Source organism: Paraflavitalea pollutisoli, from assembly GCF_029360705.1.
Classification (GTDB): Bacteria; Bacteroidota; Bacteroidia; order Chitinophagales; family Chitinophagaceae; genus Paraflavitalea; species Paraflavitalea pollutisoli.
In genome coordinates this window covers 502,945-521,489 of sequence record NZ_JARKMX010000002.1, presented here as the reverse complement: position 1 = coordinate 521,489, position 18,545 = coordinate 502,945, and the positions used below count along the sequence as shown (strand labels likewise).

At 51.0% G+C, this 18,545-nt stretch carries 17 protein-coding genes; 6 read left to right on the top strand and 11 right to left on the bottom strand.

Annotation, left to right across the window (positions count from 1 at the left end):
- Positions 1 to 264 precede the first annotated feature (264 nt).
- From P2W70_RS06920 to P2W70_RS06890, 7 genes are all read right to left on the bottom strand, one after another.
- Positions 265 to 579 (bottom strand): iron-sulfur cluster assembly protein, encoded by a 315-nt coding sequence (locus tag P2W70_RS06920; protein ID WP_276480707.1) that lies wholly within the window; start codon positions 577 to 579, stop codon positions 265 to 267.
- A 12-nt stretch (positions 580 to 591) separates the two neighbouring features.
- The gene (locus P2W70_RS06915; protein WP_276480706.1) at positions 592 to 1,017 is read right to left on the bottom strand and encodes a SufE family protein; all 426 of its coding nucleotides are present in this window, start codon (positions 1,015 to 1,017) and stop codon (positions 592 to 594) included.
- A gap of 24 nt (positions 1,018 to 1,041) precedes the next feature.
- Complete coding sequence (locus tag P2W70_RS06910; protein ID WP_276480705.1) at positions 1,042 to 2,289, bottom strand: aminotransferase class V-fold PLP-dependent enzyme; 1,248 nt, start codon at positions 2,287 to 2,289, stop codon at positions 1,042 to 1,044.
- Between the two features lie 176 nt (positions 2,290 to 2,465).
- Positions 2,466 to 3,785 carry a Fe-S cluster assembly protein SufD gene (gene sufD, locus P2W70_RS06905; RefSeq protein WP_276480704.1) on the bottom strand — a complete coding sequence of 440 codons (1,320 nt, stop codon included), beginning with the start codon at positions 3,783 to 3,785 and terminating at the stop codon, positions 2,466 to 2,468.
- 49 nt (positions 3,786 to 3,834) lie between these two features.
- Positions 3,835 to 4,617, bottom strand: a complete 783-nt coding sequence (gene sufC / locus P2W70_RS06900) for a Fe-S cluster assembly ATPase SufC (RefSeq protein ID WP_276480703.1) — start codon at positions 4,615 to 4,617, stop codon at positions 3,835 to 3,837.
- A 103-nt stretch (positions 4,618 to 4,720) separates the two neighbouring features.
- Complete coding sequence (gene sufB / locus P2W70_RS06895; protein WP_276480702.1) at positions 4,721 to 6,166, bottom strand: Fe-S cluster assembly protein SufB; 1,446 nt, start codon at positions 6,164 to 6,166, stop codon at positions 4,721 to 4,723.
- A 137-nt stretch (positions 6,167 to 6,303) separates the two neighbouring features.
- The gene (locus P2W70_RS06890; protein WP_276480701.1) at positions 6,304 to 6,630 is read right to left on the bottom strand and encodes a HesB/IscA family protein; all 327 of its coding nucleotides are present in this window, start codon (positions 6,628 to 6,630) and stop codon (positions 6,304 to 6,306) included.
- 954 nt (positions 6,631 to 7,584) lie between these two features.
- Here P2W70_RS06890 and P2W70_RS06885 point away from each other — a divergent pair.
- Both P2W70_RS06885 and cysC read left to right on the top strand, forming a co-directional pair.
- Positions 7,585 to 8,247, top strand: coding sequence for an aspartyl/asparaginyl beta-hydroxylase domain-containing protein (locus P2W70_RS06885; protein WP_276480700.1), 663 nt, complete (start codon positions 7,585 to 7,587; stop codon positions 8,245 to 8,247).
- Between the two features lie 9 nt (positions 8,248 to 8,256).
- Complete coding sequence (gene cysC, locus P2W70_RS06880; RefSeq protein ID WP_276480699.1) at positions 8,257 to 8,793, top strand: adenylyl-sulfate kinase; 537 nt, start codon at positions 8,257 to 8,259, stop codon at positions 8,791 to 8,793.
- A gap of 35 nt (positions 8,794 to 8,828) precedes the next feature.
- On the opposite strand, the gene P2W70_RS06875 is transcribed toward cysC, so the two are convergent.
- Entirely contained in the window at positions 8,829 to 9,836 is a 1,008-nt protein-coding gene (locus P2W70_RS06875) for a hypothetical protein (protein WP_276480698.1), read from the bottom strand.
- Between the two features lie 228 nt (positions 9,837 to 10,064).
- Here P2W70_RS06875 and P2W70_RS06870 point away from each other — a divergent pair, with 228 nt between their 5' ends.
- Positions 10,065 to 11,267 (top strand): multidrug effflux MFS transporter, encoded by a 1,203-nt coding sequence (locus P2W70_RS06870; protein WP_276480697.1) that lies wholly within the window; start codon positions 10,065 to 10,067, stop codon positions 11,265 to 11,267.
- A 21-nt stretch (positions 11,268 to 11,288) separates the two neighbouring features.
- Here the strand turns inward: P2W70_RS06870 and P2W70_RS06865 are convergent, their stop codons facing one another.
- Positions 11,289 to 12,197, bottom strand: a complete 909-nt coding sequence (locus P2W70_RS06865; RefSeq protein WP_276480696.1) for a diacylglycerol/lipid kinase family protein — start codon at positions 12,195 to 12,197, stop codon at positions 11,289 to 11,291.
- Between the two features lie 80 nt (positions 12,198 to 12,277).
- Between P2W70_RS06865 and surE the strand changes: the two genes are divergently transcribed.
- From surE to P2W70_RS06850, 3 genes are all read left to right on the top strand, one after another.
- Positions 12,278 to 13,018, top strand: a complete 741-nt coding sequence (gene surE, locus P2W70_RS06860) for a 5'/3'-nucleotidase SurE (protein WP_276480695.1) — start codon at positions 12,278 to 12,280, stop codon at positions 13,016 to 13,018.
- A gap of 371 nt (positions 13,019 to 13,389) precedes the next feature.
- Complete coding sequence (locus P2W70_RS06855) at positions 13,390 to 13,932, top strand: RNA polymerase sigma factor (protein ID WP_276480694.1); 543 nt, start codon at positions 13,390 to 13,392, stop codon at positions 13,930 to 13,932.
- Positions 13,933 to 13,989: 57 nt separating this feature from the next.
- Complete coding sequence (locus tag P2W70_RS06850) at positions 13,990 to 15,540, top strand: hypothetical protein (protein WP_276480693.1); 1,551 nt, start codon at positions 13,990 to 13,992, stop codon at positions 15,538 to 15,540.
- On the opposite strand, the gene mutL is transcribed toward P2W70_RS06850, so the two are convergent.
- Both mutL and P2W70_RS06840 read right to left on the bottom strand, forming a co-directional pair.
- Complete coding sequence (gene mutL, locus P2W70_RS06845) at positions 15,526 to 17,502, bottom strand: DNA mismatch repair endonuclease MutL (RefSeq protein ID WP_276480692.1); 1,977 nt, start codon at positions 17,500 to 17,502, stop codon at positions 15,526 to 15,528. The two genes, P2W70_RS06850 and mutL, sit on opposite strands and share 15 nt — an antisense overlap.
- Positions 17,503 to 17,560: 58 nt before the next feature.
- Positions 17,561 to 18,103: a Uma2 family endonuclease gene (locus tag P2W70_RS06840; RefSeq protein WP_276480691.1), complete on the bottom strand. Its 543-nt coding sequence runs from the start codon at positions 18,101 to 18,103 to the stop codon at positions 17,561 to 17,563.
- Between the last annotated feature and the right edge of the window lie 442 nt (positions 18,104 to 18,545).

The following is an 18,545-nucleotide window of genomic DNA, read 5'->3' as shown; positions in this document are numbered from 1 at the left end:
ATCTTTAGCGGTACGGATGAAAACACAGGCCTGCGTAAGATAGGTCAGTTAATAGAGGTATGTAGTTTTCAAAACTTGTCCTTAATAGAGTGCATTCCGATGAGGACAAGGTTGCAACGTTAATAGCAGGGTCATTATTCATAGGGTATCAATTCACACAGGCGAGCCACCCACGAGGGTGGCTTTTTTTTGTGCTTACCAGAAAAGAAAAAGGCCTACCGGAAATATTTCCCGGCAGGCCTTTGCTACAAGTATTATCAGTTATTATAAAAAGCCCAGCTCCAGCTTGGCTTCCTCACTCATCATTTCACGGTTCCACGGTGGGTCGAAGGTCAACATCACATTCACATCGCTGACATCAGTCACCGCACGCACCTTCTCATCCACCTCCCGAACAATCTCGCCGGCTACCGGACAGGCAGGCGCCGTCAACGTCATCGTTACCTGCACATACCCATCATCCCGGATATCTACGCCGTATACCAAACCCAGCTCGTAGATGTTTACGGGTATCTCCGGGTCATGTACCGTCTTGAGCGTTTCGTATATATCCTCTTCAATCTTTTTCTTGTCGATCATATCACTTCAGTTTTACGACGCTTTCGATTGCAGCGCCAGCGCATACACTTTCATTTGCTTGATCATAGACAACAAACCGTTCGACCGGGTAACAGACAAGTGCTCTTTCAAACCCACTTTGTCAACGAAATACAAATCAGCCTGCACGATCTCGGCAGGCTGATGGCCCGATAAAACCCGTACAACCATGCTCACCAGTCCCTTCGTAATGATCGCATCGCTGTCGGCAGTAAAATGTACCAGCCCGTCGCGGTAATCGGCATGCAGCCACACCCTTGCCTGGCATCCACGGATCAGGTTCTCGTCCAGTTTGTATTCATCCTTGATCAACGGCAATTCCTTGCCCAGCTGAATGATGTATTCATATTTCTCCATCCAGTCGCTGTACATCGAAAATTCGTCGATCAGTTCATCCTGTATTTCATTAATGCTCATCATCGTCAATACTCTTTTACAACCAGCTTAGGTCAGCATGTTGACTGCCCGGGTAATACCCGCCGCCAGTTGGTCGATTTCTGCTTTGGTATTATAAAAAGCCAGCGATACCCGCACGGTGCCGGGAATGCCGAAGAACTCCATCAGCGGTTGCGTACAGTGGTGGCCAGTGCGAACGGCAATGCCAAGCTTGTCGAGCAATACGCCCACATCGTAAGGATGCACGCCTTCCACGATGAACGACACCACCCCCGATTTCTCCGCGGCAGTACCAATGATGCGCAACTTGTCGATTGCCAGCAATTGCTCCGTCAGGTATTCCAGCAGCTCGTGCTCATATTGCTGAATGGCCGGAAGGCCAATATTCGTAACATAGTCGATCGCTGTACCCAGGTTGATACAGGCTTCGATATTGGGCGTGCCGGCCTCAAAGCGGAAAGGGAGATCATGGTAGGTCGTCTTTTCAAACGTTACCTGCTTGATCATGCTGCCGCCACCCTGGTAGGGAGGCATCTGGTTCAGCAACGCCTCTTTACCGTACAGAATGCCGATGCCGGTAGGGCCATAGATCTTATGACCCGAAAACACCAGGAAGTCCACATCCAGTTCCTGCACATCGATCGGAATATGCTGTACGGCCTGTGCCGCATCGAGAAATACCGGGATCTTATACTGGTGCGCCAGCTCAATGATCTCCTTGACAGGGTTGATCGTGCCGAGCGTGTTCGATACATACGCCACCGAGATCAGCTTCACCCGGTCGTGCAGCAATTGCGCAAAGGCATCCATCTGCAGCTCACCCTTGTCGTTGATCGGTATCACCTTCAGTTGGGCACCACGGTCTTCGCACATGATCTGCCAGGGCACGATATTCGAATGGTGCTCCATCGCAGAAATGATCACCGTGTCGCCGGCTTTCACGAATTGTTTGCCATAGCTGTACGCTACGAGGTTGATGGCATCGGTAGTGCCCTTGGTATAGATCACCTCGTGCTCATGCTTCGCGTTCAGAAAAGCCTGGATCTTACGACGCGATGCTTCGTACGCATCGGTGGCTTGCTGGCTCAGGTGATGCACACCACGGTGTACATTGCTGTTCAGCTGCGTATAATAATCCTCGATGCCTTTGATCACTGCCCACGGCTTTTGGGCCGTTGCGCCGTTGTCGAAGTACACCAAAGGCTTGCCGTATACTTTTCGCTCAAGTATCGGAAAATCCTTTCTGATCTTTTCTATGTCCAAAGTGGCGGAAGCTACCATAACGTCTGTACTCATGTTTTTTAGATTAACGATGAACAATGAGTGTTCTAAGGGACCCTTACGGAGCGTGTTGGTTAAATAAACTACCCTGCCACAAGCGCGGCAGGGTGGTTCTATAGTAAAGTAACTATATCAAATGTTGATGTATGAACGACCGGTGCGATCAGTTGCTGCTCCACCGGATGCTCCTGTTATTTCAATCCCTGGTCGATCAGCGCATTGATGTGTGACTGCACTTCAGGAATAGGAATTTTTTCAGTTACATCGTACGCAAAAGCATGAACGAGCAGGGCGCGCGCCTTCTCGTCACCAATGCCCCTGGATTTCAGGTAAAACAAGGCCTCGGGATTGAACTGCCCCATGGTGCTGCCATGGCTGCATTTCACATCGTCGGCGAAGATCTCCAGCTGCGGTTTGGAATCCACCACGGCTTTCTTACCCAACAGCATATTGTTGTTTTGCTGGAAGGCATTGGTCTTCTGCGCATCTTTGCGCACAAAGATCTTACCGTTGAACACACCGGCCGACTCATCTTTCATCACCCCTTTGTACAACTCATTGCTGTTGCAATGCGGTTTACGGTGGTCAACGATCGTATGGTTGTCTACCAGCTGATGACCGCCTGCCAGGTACAAACCATACAGGTGGCTTTCCACATTCTCCCCATCCAGCGCAATATTCATATTGTTGCGCCAGAGGCTCGTACCCGGGAAAGAGGCTTTATAATTGTTATACTGGCTGTTGGCTTGCTGGTATACCTCGGTATGATGAACATAACGGGCATTGGCATCGCCGGCCTGAATATAAAAATGCTGCATCTGCGCATTCTCCTGCACCACGATCTCTGCTACATTGTTCACAAACACCGGAGCGCCATCGGTAACATAACTTTCAATCACACTGATCGAAGCGCTGGTGCCCACCACAAACAACTGGCGGGGCTGGAAATAAGTAGGCGCACCCGCAGTAGCTACGTGAATGAGGTGAAGCGGTTTTTCGACTACCGTATTGCGCTTTACATCGATGAACAGGCCGTTGCGGAACAAAGCCGTGTTGGCTGCAGCAAAGTGAAACTTGCTCAGGTCGATGTATTTGCCAAAATGCTGCTTGAAGGCAGGACGGTCGGCGGCATCGCTCAGGGAAGAAAGGAACAAACCTTCCACGGCAGGCACCTCCGACAGGTCGGCGCGGTACTTACCATTTACCAGTACAATGCGGTAACAGTCGAGCAGGTCGATCTTCGCTTGCGCGAGGAGGGCTTCGGCTACGGTCAGCACTTCGGCATCCTGCTCCAGTTCAAAATTTTCTTTCAGTACAGGCACCAGGTTGGTATACTTCCAGTCTTCTACCTTGGTAGAAGGGAAGCCCAGTTGCTTGAATTGCTCGATAGCCTGTGCGCGGGCTGCCACCACTTCTGGTGCTTCCGCCGCAAACAAAGGCGAGCGTACTTCATAATCAGCGATACACTGATCGTATAAGGTGCTGTTAATTTGTGTAGTCCTGTGTTCCATTCCGGTTCTTTTTCTGCTGGTTCAATAAATCAAAGCTGTGGTCAGGGTATTACCGGGGCAGCAGGATCTCAGCTGCTTCAGTCTCATGGCTGTCTTCTTTCAACCAGTCATAACCCTTCTCTTCCAGCTCCAATGCCAGCTCCTTGGTACCCGATTTCACGATCTGTCCTTTGTACAGTACGTGTACGAAGTCCGGAACGATGTATTCCAGCAAACGCTGGTAGTGCGTAATGATGATAAAGGAGTTCTTACCATTGCGCAGCTTGTTTACACCACGGGATACGATACGCAGGGCGTCGATGTCCAGACCAGAATCGGTTTCGTCGAGGATCGCCAGTTTGGGATCGAGCATCGCCAGTTGGAAGATCTCGTTCCTTTTCTTTTCACCACCGGAGAAACCTTCGTTCAGTGAACGGTTGGCCAGTGCTGCGTCGAATTCCAGCAACTTCTGCTTTTCCTTCAGCAGTTTCAGAAATTCTTTGGCTTCCAGGTTAGGAAGACCTTTATAGGCCCTGATCTCATTGAGAGCAGTTTTCAAAAAGTTGATGTTGGATACACCTGGAATTTCAACGGGGTATTGAAAAGCCAGAAATACTCCTTCTCTCGCACGGTCTTCGGGCGAAAGGTCAAGAAGGTCTTTACCTTCAAACAAAGCCTGTCCGCCGGTAACGTCATAAGCTTCCTTACCGGTCAGTACGGATGCCAGGGTACTTTTGCCGGAACCGTTGGGTCCCATGATCGCATGTACTTCTCCGGCATTTACTTCCAGGTTCAGCCCTTTCAGTATCTCCTTACCTTCAACAGATGCTTTCAGATTCTTAATACTTAACATTTATAAACGCTTTGATAAATTACTGCTTAAATACAGCCGCTGCTTGTGGCCGCAGGCTGCGATGTCTTAACCGGCTAATGTGTCGGGAATAACCCCGATGTCATTAACCTACCGAGCCTTCGAGGGAAATCGCCAGCAGCTTCTGGGCTTCAACAGCAAATTCCATGGGCAATTGATTCAATACTTCCTTGGCATAACCATTTACGATCAGTGCTACCGCTTTCTCGGTATCGATACCGCGTTGGTTGAGGTAGAAGATCTGGTCTTCACCGATCTTCGAGGTAGTTGCCTCGTGCTCCACCATCGCAGAGTTGTTCTTCGATTCGATATAAGGGAAAGTATGCGCACCACACTGATCGCCGATCAGCAGCGAGTCGCACTGGGTAAAGTTGCGGGCATTGTCGGCGCCACTACCTACCTGTACCAGACCGCGGTAGCTGTTTTGGCCTTCGCCGGCCGAGATACCTTTGGAGATGATACGGCTGCGGGTATTCTTACCGATATGGTACATCTTGGTACCGGTATCAGCAACCTGCTTGTTCTTGGTGAGTGCGACGGAATAAAACTCGCCGGTAGAGTTATCACCGCGGAGGATAACGCTGGGATATTTCCAGGTGATCGCCGAACCGGTTTCCACCTGCGTCCAGGAGATCTTGGAATTCACACCCTTGCAGATACCACGTTTGGTAACGAAGTTGTAGATACCACCCTTGCCATCCTTATCACCGGGGTACCAGTTCTGTACGGTCGAGTACTTGATCTCGGCATTCTCCAGGGCGATCAGTTCCACCACGGCAGCGTGCAATTGGTTTTCGTCACGCATGGGAGCAGTACAGCCTTCCAGGTAGCTCACATAACTGTCGTCGTCGGCAACGATCAGCGTACGTTCAAATTGGCCGGTATTTTCCGCATTGATACGGAAATAGGTAGACAGTTCCATCGGGCAACGAACGCCCTTAGGGATGTAGACGAAAGAACCATCGGAGAATACAGCGGCATTGAGCGCTGCGAAAATATTATCGGTATGAGGTACTACAGTACCCAGAAACTTCTTGACCAGGTCGGGATATTCCTGCACGGCTTCACCGAAAGAGCAGAAGATAACGCCCATCTCTTTCAGTTTGCCTTTGAAGGTAGTAGCCACGGAAACACTGTCGAAAACAGCGTCTACAGCCACACCGGCCAGCATCTTTTGCTCCGTCAGGGGAATTCCCAGCTTCTCAAAAGTGGCCAGCAATTCAGGATCTACTTCTTCCAGGCTGTTCAGTTTGGCCTTCTTGCGGGGAGCAGCATAAAACGAAATAGACTGCAGGTCCATGGACGGCATTTCGAAATTCTGCCAGGAGGGCCATTCCATTTTTTCAAACTGTCGGTAAGCTTTCAGGCGCCATTCCAGCAGCCATTCAGGTTCATTCTTCTTGGCGGAGATATACCGGACAGTATCTTCATTGAGGCCGATAGGGGCCATTTCCATCTCAATGTTCGTAGTAAAGCCATACTTGTACTCTTCCGTTGAGACGTCCTTTAAAATATCTAAATCAGTACTCATGTTCTTTTTCGCTTGGTGAGTCAGAAATTAACCGTTGATGCATTTCCCTGCTGCCGCTGCCCAATGGCTTTCGCGGGCTACTCATGAACAAACCCATAGGTTCCGGTTGTCATGCGAGGGTCATTCCCTCCCGGCAATTATACCGCGAAGCTTTCGCCGCAGGCGCAGGTACGTGATGCGTTCGGATTGTTGAAGAACAGGCCCTTGCCATTCAAACCGCTCGAATAATCCAGTTCGGTACCGTACAGGTACAGCAGGCTCTTCATTTCCACCACGAGTTTCAGGCCTTTGTCTTCAAAAACCTGGTCCGACGGACCCATTTCGGTGTCGAACTTCATTTCGTAGGATAAACCAGAGCAACCGCCACCCTTTACACCCACACGGACAAAGCTGCCTTCAGCAGAGCCTTCTTTTGCCATCTGTTGGCGGATATAATCCTGCGCGTTATCGGAAATTGTTATCATTTTTAATGCTTTTGTGGTGATAGTTATCAATATAACAAAGCACCAGGCTATTGGTTGCCTGCGCAAGTTATAGCCATAAATCCAAACCACATTGATTTACAGCAACAAACAATCGGCTTGGGTCAAATTTTAAAAAACGTGTAAAAAAACGAGGTCCGAAGCCAAAATCAGACTGCAAAAATAGTGTATAAAGACGGTCTTTTTAGTGGATTTATAGCCTTTTTACCGCATACGAGTGACAATTAACAACCCTTCCGGCCTGCCGGTAAGCCCGTGCATCAGGCGGCTCAAGACTGCTCCCGGTTATCAGTGACGATAAGAGGTGGGCAATGACGGTAACTGGTGTTGCCGGAACCCTAACCGGTTGTATTTGAGTTTGCTACATTCCTCTTTTACCTGCTGCCCCGGTAACATAATGCCTACTTGGCCAACCCTCACGCCGGTCACCGTAGGCCTGGCTTAAGACGAGTTATTCTCAAATTGGGAAAGGCCGGATAAAGAATGACCGGCATCAGGCCGTTTGCCGGTAAGAACGTAAAAAACGAATAACCTGTTTTACTGTCAAACTGGCTTGTAATTAAATACAGCTGTTGAAGGAGCATGCTGCGGTTATCCATACCCTGGCTACACCGTAGCGTTCCCGTGTCTGGAGTAAACCAAAAGTAAACCGAGAGTAAACCTGAAGTAAAGCTAGAGTAAACCGAGAGTGGTGAATTGAGCCGTCTAGAACCGCAGATTGGTCAGCGTGACCAAAGCAAAGGGAGGTGGATAGTCAATATAGAGGCATATTTCCAAACCCAAACAATATATCACAAAATATGCCAATTTGACGCGAACGGGCACTTTTATTATCGGCAGATAACCCAACAATAACCAGCCCTATAACAGAAAAATATTATATTCGACGCACCGTTAAACCAACTACTGCTTATGATCCGGTCGGCAAAAATTGACTTGTCAATCAATATCCTCTCCATCCGGCAGGATATTTTACAGTTGCCCAAAATCTGGTCACCCCATTTCAACACCAGCCAGTACGAAGGCGAATGGACCGTGCTCTCCCTGCGCGCCCCCGGCGGTCACCAGGATCGCATCATTCCCGACCTCATGAGTGAAAATGGATATGAAGATACCCCCCTGATGGCCACCTGCCCCACTGTAAGGCAGTTACTCGATACCTTTCAATGCCCCCTGGCTTCCGTTCGTTTGCTCAACCTGAAGCGCGGCGCCGTGATCAAAGAACACCGTGACCATGAACTGGCCTTTGAACATGGAGAAGCCAGGTTACACATCCCCGTATTCACCAACGACGAGGTCGAGTTTTTTGTGCAGGACCAGCGCATACCCATGCAGCCCGGCGAATGCTGGTACATCAATGCCAACCTGCCCCACCGCGTGGCCAATCTCGGCCCCACCGACCGCATCCACCTCGTAGTCGATTGTGTGGTCAACGACTGGCTCCGCGAACTGTTTGCCAGGTCACAAACGACAACCGTAGCGCCGGAAAGAAAAACAGGAGAGCTGCTCAAAATGATCTTCGAACTGCGGTTGCAAAATACAGCCGTTACCAACCGGCTGGCCGATGAACTTGAACAAAGTCTGATCGAACAGGCGTAAATTCCCTTCATGTTACTGATACAACTAACAGGATTGTCCGGGGCCGGAAAAACATCGATTGCCTTTCGCGTACAACAAATGCTGTTGCAAAGAGATATTGCGGCAGAGATCGTCGACGGGGACGCCTATCGCCAAACCATCTGCAAAGACCTGGGTTTTACCCCCGCCGACAGACGCGAAAACATTCGCCGGCTCGGCGCCATCGCCCATGAAAAAGTACAGCAAAACTCGATCGTCATCATAGCAGCCATCAATCCTTATGAAGATATGCGGGAAGAATTGCGCCGGGATTACGACGCACGCACCGTGTGGATACATTGCGCACTGGATATACTGGTAGAGCGCGATACCAAGGGACTCTACAAAAAAGCCCTGTTGCCTGCCGGCCATCCGGATAAGATCTCCAACCTCAGCGGCGTCAACGACTCGTACGATATACCCATCAAGGCCGACCTGGTGATCTACACACATACCGAAGACCTCGAAACCTCCTCTGTACGCCTCTTCGCCTTCATCCTCGACAACCTCATCAACGGGCGCGACTAAGCGGGCATCTTATAGTAGGTTATAAACAAAGCCATCTATCTGGTCTGCGAAGGTTCGAAAGCAGCCTGCTCCTTATTAGCTATACGCAACTGATCCAACTGGCGATACATCTCCATAACCGGTTCAAGGCCCTGGGGTAGTGGATCATCTTCTACGGGCTCCTGAAATACCTGGTCGGGGTACTTCGCATGGTAACGACTGCGTTCAACGATCTGCTCGCGGTAGCTGGCACTGAGCGTCAGCTGACTGGCCTGCGCCACGCGCTCCATAATATCCATAATGGGTTCATTGTAATTGACGAGCAATACGGGCTGATCTGTCTGCACCACTTCGAGCATGATGGTAAAATAACAGTGCAATACGCTCACCATATAATCGTCGAGCGATAGACCACCGCCGATAGCCGCATCGAATCCAAATACAGCTGGTTCGATAATGCTGGGTACCGACTGCATACCCCTGCGTCGGCGTTGCGAACGGATCACCTCATCGGGACTGCGGTACAACAATACAAAGGGTACCGATGGATACAATTGGCGCAACTGCTGGTAGAAGCAGAGATGCCAGCTGTCGGTTTTGATAAACAGGTGCGATTCATCACCACGCCTGCGTTGCCCATACAGCCGCATGGCCGCGGGCAATAACGTGTTGGCCAGGCCTTCATCCGTCGCTTGACCGCGGTAATGGGCCCTTAGCAAATCATCGAAGAAAGGTACTTCTGCCAATACAATATGTTGTTCGGGCATGCCCAGCAGCTGGGCTATCAGGGTAGATCCACAGCGCGACACATGAAAGATAAAAGCGCTGGGCTCCGTGGCATCCATCGCCGCAGACCATTCCGGCAGTATATCGAGCGACCCAACGGCCCGGTGCCTGCCCGCGTTTTCCGGATAGCTAAGACAGACTGTTTCCGTTTCATCAAAAAACGGTTCCGTAAACCGCCGGTCACCAGTATACAGCCAGCGGCAATACAGCAGTTCATCCTGCTTGAACAGTTTATAAGGAATCCAACTTGCAATGGCGTCAGATACAATCGTTTGCATAACAGATAAGCTAGAGTGGATAATAAATGTAAGCTATTTCGAACAACGGATACATCATGCGTGTTATTAGCCTTCCTGGTTGCTGTCACTTGCCGTACCGGGCCAATGCACTAACTTGCCCCCGCATTTACTTCAAACCGGCGTTCGACGTTCACCTTACATCATTTGCTTGTACAGATAATATACTGCGGCAGCGCAGCAGGGGATCATTTTTAATAGATAATAGCCATGACCAAAAAAAGATATTATTTCCTGGTAGCCATACTGGGAGCACTGACCACCATTTCGCCATTTGCAATCGATATGTACCTGCCAGGCTTTACGGCCATCGCCAAAGACTTCGATAGCACCGTATCTGATGTGGCGTTATCCTTATCCAGCTTTTTTGTAGGGGTCTCGGTGGGGCAGCTGTTGCATGGTCCATTGATGGATCGCTATGGCCGCAAACGTCCCTTGTTGATCGCATTGACCCTGTTCATCGCGTCTTCCCTCGTCTGCGCCTTTTCAACCACGCTCGATATGTTTGTCGCGGTACGTTTTGTACAGGCTTTGGGCGCCTGTGCCGCTACCGTAGCTGCCAACGCCATGGTGCGTGACCTGTTTCCGGTAGAGGAAAATGCCAAAGTGTTTTCCATGCTGATGTTGATCCTGGGCGTATCGCCGATCGTGGCACCCACCGTCGGTAGTTATGTTACCGCGTTTCTCGGATGGCCTGCCGTCTTCATCATCCTCGCAGCCATCGCCATCATCATTTGGTTATTCGTGTATTTCGGATTGCCGGAGAGCGCTCAACCCGATCATACTTATTCGCTGAAGCCGACGTCCATCACCCGCAGTTATCTGGCCGTATTCAAAGAACCCATATTCTATACCTATACGTTTACAGGGGCCATTGCTTTTGCCGGTCTGTTTGCTTTCCTGTCGGGCTCACCTTCCATATACATGGAATATTTTAGTCTTACAGATCGCCAGTATGGGTTGGTATTTGCCTTACTGGCCGGTGGCCTGATATTGGCCAGCCAGATCAACCGCTTCCTGCTGAAGCGCTATAAAAGCGAACAGATCATTTCAACAGCACTGATTGCCATGACGATCGTTGGCCTGTTGTTGATCGTTGTAGCTATCAATCATTGGATCACCCTGCCACTCATGCTGCTGCTGCAGTTCCTGTACCTCAGCTGCCTCGGTTATATATTGCCCAATGCGTCGGCCAGGGCCATGTCTCCCTTCAGCAAAGGAGCCGGCAGTGCATCGGCCCTGATGGGTGCCCTGCAGATGGGCATCGGCGCGGGCGTGAGTATCCTGCTAAGCCTGTTACAAAACGGAACCGCCATGCCGATGGTGATCGTTATGGCGGTCTGTGCATTTATAGCAATGATGGTGTTGATGCTAGGTAGCCGGATGATCCGCTACAAGCCCAGCCAGGCATAACCCTGCCTTGCGGTGCAGGTGTTATGCGCCGTTACCTGGTACCAGGAATTCCAGTACCCCTGCATGCAGCTCGATGGTGGCCTTAGCTGGCTCTTCGAGGATGATCAGTTCATCATCGGCATGTAATACGGTATCGTCGGTATGAATAGCGACCTTATTGCCATTGATGGGTTGTACATCGAACAGCGTTTCTTCTCCTTGCATCTTTTTCTTGATCCATTCGGCGAGAGCCGCCCGTTGATCTTCGGGTATCAGCACCACTTCAAAATGACCATCCCCCGGGTCCGCGTTGGGCGAAAGCACCAGGTTAGGTCCGATCGACCGGCTGTTCATCACCTCGACCAGCAAGAACTTACCCGAATGATCAGCTTCGTCCATGGTGATATGATAGTGACGGGCTTCAGCCGCCAGAATGATCGCGTGCAATTCTTCCAAAGCAGTTTGTAATGCTTTTTCAGGCGTATCCTTTTTATCCTTATCGACCTTCTTCATAGCTTTCATCAACCGCGGAAAAACGCCATAGCCAAAACCCTCTACAGCAAAGTATGGTTGCGGCAGCCCTTCGATCCGCCCGATATCGTACTTTTTAGTAGTACCCGACTTCCAGGAATTGATGATCTCTTCATTACTGCCTGTTACCCCCAGGGATTTAGCAATGTTATTGGCGGTGCCCAGTGGTAATACAGCAATGGGCAATCGCTTGTCGGAAAATTTACGCTCCAGTAAAGTTAACGCTGCTTTCCGGATGGTGCCATCACCACCCGCTACCACCACGAACTCCGTATCGGGTTCAATCTTATCCCATCCTTTTTCTTTTGTAGATGAATATCTACATTCCCAACCCGCCTCTTCAATAAGGGGCGTCAGCTCTTTCCGGGTGTGATCCTCTTCGCCAGCCGTAGGATTGTGCAGGAGTTTAATGTATTTCATGTTGTATGTAGTTGGTTTTACTCGCTTCACTAATAAATGCATACCACAATGCCTGGCACAATCTTATTGGCAGTTGGGGAATGAGAATACTTGTTACCAACGACGATGGCATTTATAGTCCGGGTATAGCTGCCCTGGCAAAGATTGCCCTGAAATTTGGCGAAGTACAGGTGGTGGCGCCTGATGTGGAACAGTCATCCATGGGGCATGCGATCACCGCTACGCGCCCTTTATACTATAAGAAATCACCCATTGCCTTCGATGGGTTGGAAGCTTACCGCGTCAATGGAACCCCAGCCGATTGTGTGGCCCTGGGCACGCATATCTGGGCCAAGACCGATGTGGTGCTCTCGGGCATCAACATGGGGCCCAACCTCGGTAATGCTATGTGGCATTCCGGTACGTTGGCGGCGGCCAAACAGGCCGTGCTCTTGGGGATGAAAGGTATTGCACTCAGTACGCCCGCCGGTAAAACGGAGCCTGATTTCGACAAGCTGGCGCCGTTTGTAGAAAAGGCGCTCGAGGCAGTGATCGACAATCCACACCTCAACCTCGTCAATATCAACTTTCCACCCGACCCCATTGGTTTGCAATGGACCCGCCAGTCGGTGCGGTTGTACGATGGAAAGATCGTTCCCGGCATCGACCCCATGGGGCGCAAACATTATTGGTTTACCGTATTCCCCCTGGAGCCGGCGGAAGAAGGTACCGACCGCTATGCAGTAGAGAATGGTTATGTGTCGATCACGCCACTGCGCCTCGACCTGACCAATGAAGCTGAGCTGACCAAAGCCCTGCAAACAACCCCGGTTTCAGGATAGTCATACGGAAGGGTAATCGGGATGGGCTATACAGAATGCTTCCCGTTACCCTGCCGACCCACGACGGCCACGCCTAAAGCCCACATCTCAATGCTTTTCACGGGCGATCGCCCCGCTTTTTTCTACAGATCAGCCATTTTATGCTGCCAGCCGGAAGAATTATTCGGCCGAACCCATTTATTTCTTTCTAATTCCGGGCAACCACCCAACGCTCCCGATCTAATTTTACGTATTAATTAACAGTTTAAGGCAGGCATAAAACGTAGCTGCAATCATCATATCTGCAATATTTGCTGTTGGATTCCCGTTCGGGAAAAGACGGTACCTACGCTTGACGGATATGAATTGCAATAACACAAACACAGGCTTATTTGGCAAATAGTATTGCCGATACGGAGCTGATCAGCGGTTGTATAAAAAACGACCGCAGGGCACAGGAACAGTTGTATAAACAATTCTATGGCCCCATGGGCTCTATTTGCCTGCGCTACACCCGTAACCAGGAAGATGCCATCGAGGTATTGCACAATGGCTTTCTCAAGGTATACAAGAACATACATACCTATGATCCGGCGAGAGCCTCCCTATACACCTGGATACGTAAGATCATTGTCAACACGGCCATCGATTTCATCCGGCAGCGTGAAAAATTCCACACCCAGATAGAGTTGGAAAAAGTAGAAGAACCTGCCATCGATGCCGATGCCGTGCAGCGCATGAGCGCACAAGAGCTCTTACAGTTAGTGCGTAAATTATCGCCGGCAACGCAAGGGGTTTTCAACCTCTACGTCGTCGAAGGATACAACCACCGGGAAATAGGCGCCCTGTTGGGGATCAGTGAAGGAACCAGCAAATGGCACCTGAGTGAAGCCAGAAAACAACTGCAACATTTATTACAAACCTTGCAAGTGTAGCCCGTAATGAACGAACGTCATCCATACGAAAGGCACTTGGCAGAGAAACTGCAAAATTTGCCACCTCCCGGAGAGGTAGACCCCTCCTGGGAAGAGATGAGAAAATTGTTGGATAATGAAACGCCAAAAGGAGGCGCCATGCCTGGCCGCAGGCGCTGGTGGCTGTTTATGATCGCTGCTGGTGTGTTGTTCCTGGGTACCTGGTTGTCAGGTCGCCAGCTGTTTGACAAGCCAGATAGCACCGGCGTTGCGCAGACCACCACGAATGATGGTACCCGGCAGGCAACTGCAAGCGGCGAGGCATCCGCCAAAGACCGCAACGGCGTCGACCGGAGCAGTGAGGGACCAGCGCATCCAACGACCGCATCAATCCCGGCCGACGGCGCACAAAGCTCTTCAGCGCCCGACAACAAGCCCGCACCAGCCCGGGGCGAGCCTGCCCTGTTGCATGATGAAGACCTGGCCGTACAAAGCGAAGCTGCCCCGCCCGTCCGCAAAGGCAATGCGCTGGCAGCCGGTAGCAACAAAGCCAGTAACCCGGCATCGGTACCCATCATGATCGGAAAGCACAACAGGAAGGATAACAACAACAGCCACGAACCCAACGCCGATGAAGCAATAATTACACGCAATCAACGTACGCAAGAACAGAACGACAAGAAGGCCTCCAGCAAGCCGGATCAATCCGGCACCAACGCAACTACTACCAGTAACCGGTTGAGCGGTGTTGCTACCACGCAACCACAACCGCCGGACCTGAACGCGACCCTTGTGCAGGCGCCTGAATATGATGCCAACAAGAGCCGGCCTGTGTTGCCCCCCGGAACCACGATCGAGAAAGATTACGCCAGAAAGAAAGCGGGACTGCCCGAGAAAGTCTCTAAAGTGTCCCAAAGAAAGATCCAGCACTCCGCCCAGGCAGGAACTTTTGCGATAGGCTTCAGCCTGCCGCTAGCATTCCCATTGGGCGATCAGAAGGCAATGGGTTACAACGTATGGGCAGGGCACAATACAGTGTCGGATTACCTGCCCTCGCCGCACCTGCAATACCATGTCACCGAGAAGACCTTCTTCCAGACAGAGGCGCAGCTGCTATCGCCGCAGTTCATCCCAACAACCCTGCTGTCGTACTACACACGGTCCAATCCCAACTATACCGTGACCAGTTCGGTCTATGCGCGGAAGTTGTATTATTTCAACGTGCCGGTAAGCGTACACCACAGCCCATTCCCCGGTTTCTACATGGGTACGGGCATACAGTTCTCGTCCATGCTGAGTGGGGTAGCAATGACCGAAGACCGGAAATGGGTGCCTGGCGCGGGCGAACAAATAACACAAACCTACAGCCGCTTTCGCAACGACTCGCTGACGGCCAAGATGAACACCAGCGAGTTCAGGGTGCTGCTGGATGCCAATTATTACTTCAATAAGTTTACGGTAGGACTGCGTTACAACCAGGCCCTCACCAATTACATCAGCAGTCAGTTGATGCCCGGTACGCCCTTCACGTTCGAAAAGAACAGGGCATTACAGTTCTACCTCCGGTACAACCTGTGGGAGGAGAAGAAAAAGGCTACCGGCGGAAAACAGCTGTTATCGCTTAAATAGCTGTTCGAGATAGTCGCGCTTGAATTCGATGTATGTGGGGTTGCCACCTGCGGTCACATTTGGCTGCTGGCATTTGAACAGGTCATCGATGAGGCTGCGCATCTCCTTCTCGGAAAGCGACGTGCCGGGCTTGATAGCCTGTTGCCAGGCCAGCGAACGGTTCAGCTTTTCGCGCTTGGAGAATTTGAGGTCACTGCTGAAATGTTTGTATTGTTCCAGCAGGTTTTCGATGATCATCTTTTCATTACCCTGTTCCAGGTCGGCCGGCGTTCCCTGAATCACAAAAGACTGATTGCCGAATGGCTCGATCAGGTAACCCAATTGATTGAGGTCACCCATCAGGTCATTCATCAATACGGCATCCTGCACCGAGAGTTGCAGGGTGACGGGAAACAGGCTGCGCTGGGTAGCCATGGCTTTATCGGCGCCCACCTGTACAAACCGCTCGTACAGCACACGCTCATGCGCCAGCTGCTGGTGCACGAGGATAAACCCACGATTGGTGGGTACTACAATATAAACCTGGTGAAGTTGTGTAAGGGGGGCATGTTCATTGACGACAAGTTCCAGCCTTCCCTGACCCGGCGATGCATAAGCTCCAAAACCGCCAGCGGCCGGTGTGCTGCCCAGGCTGCTGAAGCCACCCAGCGAGGAGCCGGAACCTTCCGGTTTCCTGAGTTGATCCAGCAACGACTCGAATTTCTTACCACCTTCCTGGCCCATGGCCGTATCCTGGCTATCTTGGCTATTGCCGCCACCAGCAGGCCGGTCGGCCCCTTCGTAGAAATCCTTCCAGTGCTTCAGCTCGCTTTTATTGGTTGGCTGAATGAAGTGCGACTGGTGCCGCTCACTGAAGTTCTTGAACAAGGGGGAGGAAGAAGCGGCTTCCTTCTGCTCGTTGGTAAAAGGCTTATTGATGGCATCCAGTTGCTGGATGTTGGGGTCGAGGTCAAATTCCAGGGTGGGCGTCACACTGAATTGCGCCAGAGAGTGCTTGACTGCCGCCTGCACAAAGGCATATACGATCTTCTCGTCTTCAAACTTGATCTCCTGCTTGGTGGGGTGCACGTTGATGTCCACCTGCGAAGGGTCGAGGTCGATGAAAAGCACATAGAGCGGGAAGCTGTCGGGCGCGATCATCTCCTGGTAGGCGCTCATCACCGCATGGTTGAGGTAAGGACTGCGGATGAAACGGTTGTTGACGAAGAAGTACTGGTCACCTCTTGTCTTCTTGGCCGTTTCGGGCTTGCCGACAAAGCCGTAGATATTCAGGTAGTCGGTTTGTTCCTGAACGTTTACCAGCTTGGCGTTGTAAGTATTACCCAGCACTTGTACAATGCGCTGTTTGAGGGTGCCACGCTCCAGGTGAAACATTTCCTGCCCATTGGAACTGAGCGAGAAAAAGATATCCGGGAAAGACAGGGCTACGCGGATGAACTCATCCACGATATGCCTCGTTTCGGCAGCATTACTTTTGAGAAAGTTGCGGCGGGCGGGGATGTTGAAGAAGAGGTTCTTCATGGCGAAGCTGGTGCCGGTGTTGGCGGCAATGGGTTCCTGCTTCTTCACCATACTGTTCTCTACTTCTATATAGGTGCCGGTCGTGTCTTCGGTACGTTTGGTCTTGAGTTCTACCTGGGCCACGGCGGCAATGGAGGCCAGGGCCTCACCGCGGAAACCCATGGTGCGGATGCGGAACAGGTCGTCGATCTCGTGGATCTTGGAAGTCGCGTGACGTTCGAAGCACATGCGGGCATCGGTCTCGCTCATGCCCTTGCCGTTGTCGATCACCTGGATCAGCTGTTTGCCGGCATCGGCAATGAGCAGGCGTATCTCGGTGGCGCCTGCGTCCACGGCATTCTCTAACAATTCTTTGACAGCGCTGGCGGGGCGTTGGATCACCTCACCTGCAGCTATCTGATTAGCAATATTATCGGGTAATAAATGAATAATGTCTGGCAATCTACAGTCTCCTTATTTGGCAGCGAAAATACGGGAATAATTGGTGGGAGAAAGAGACCTAATCCCAGGTCTTGGCAAAATCTACCGCTAGCTCACATCCCTCTTCAAGGGTGAACGAAAATTGAGATGGGGTAACGGCGGCAGGCTGGTACTGGCCATCGATAAGTTGATACACTTCAATCTTATTAATGGAAGGGTCAACGATGAGGTAATATCTAACCCCCGACTGCTCGTACAACTCGAATTTTTCATGCCGGTCTTTAAAGGCAGTAGCAGGAGAAAGCACCTCGACCACCAGTGCCGGCGTACTTTCCAGGTATTCTCCCGAATCGACAGGTTTGTAAAGTACCAACAGGTCGGGCTGAACGACCGACTTGTCATCGATCTTCCAATTTATTGGTAAGGAAATTTGATAATGTTGACCACCCTTGGTGATAGCTTTATGAAAAACCCAAAGTAGCCTTCCGCTCACATATTGGTGAAGAATACTGGGGCCAGGGCTCATGGCATACGGCATGCCCTCGATCAACTCCCAATTTCCTTTCCAAAGAATATAATCTGAGTAAGTATAGTGAGGGCGGTATTTGCTGGCAATCGACATAGGTCAAATTTAACGTACTCGTCGCTAGTGACCAAACCTGGGCTGGGAGCCCTATAAAAAGAAAAAAGGGTCTGAATAGAAATTCAACCCCGTCTTAGTCCAATATCCTATGAAAAACCGGTTAGGTAATTTCAACCCGCGTGCCAAACTGTTTTAAACGGGAAATAGGCCTGTTTCCGCCAAATCCGTTCCCAGGACAGGACAGGTATTCTCAAATTGGGAATTAAGCCTGTTTTGGGAGGCGTAATGCTGGCCGGCAACCGGCGCACCTCTTCCACGCCGCTGGCCGCCTGCGTCCCCCTTGCCTGGAGTTGCTGACCCAATTTCAGGTAAATACTTTCCAATGACTTTGCTCCAATCTAATTAGCACCCCCCAAACGTACAGCCCCCCAAAACCTCGCACCGAACTCCCATCAACACCCTGCGGCATTACGCTATCACC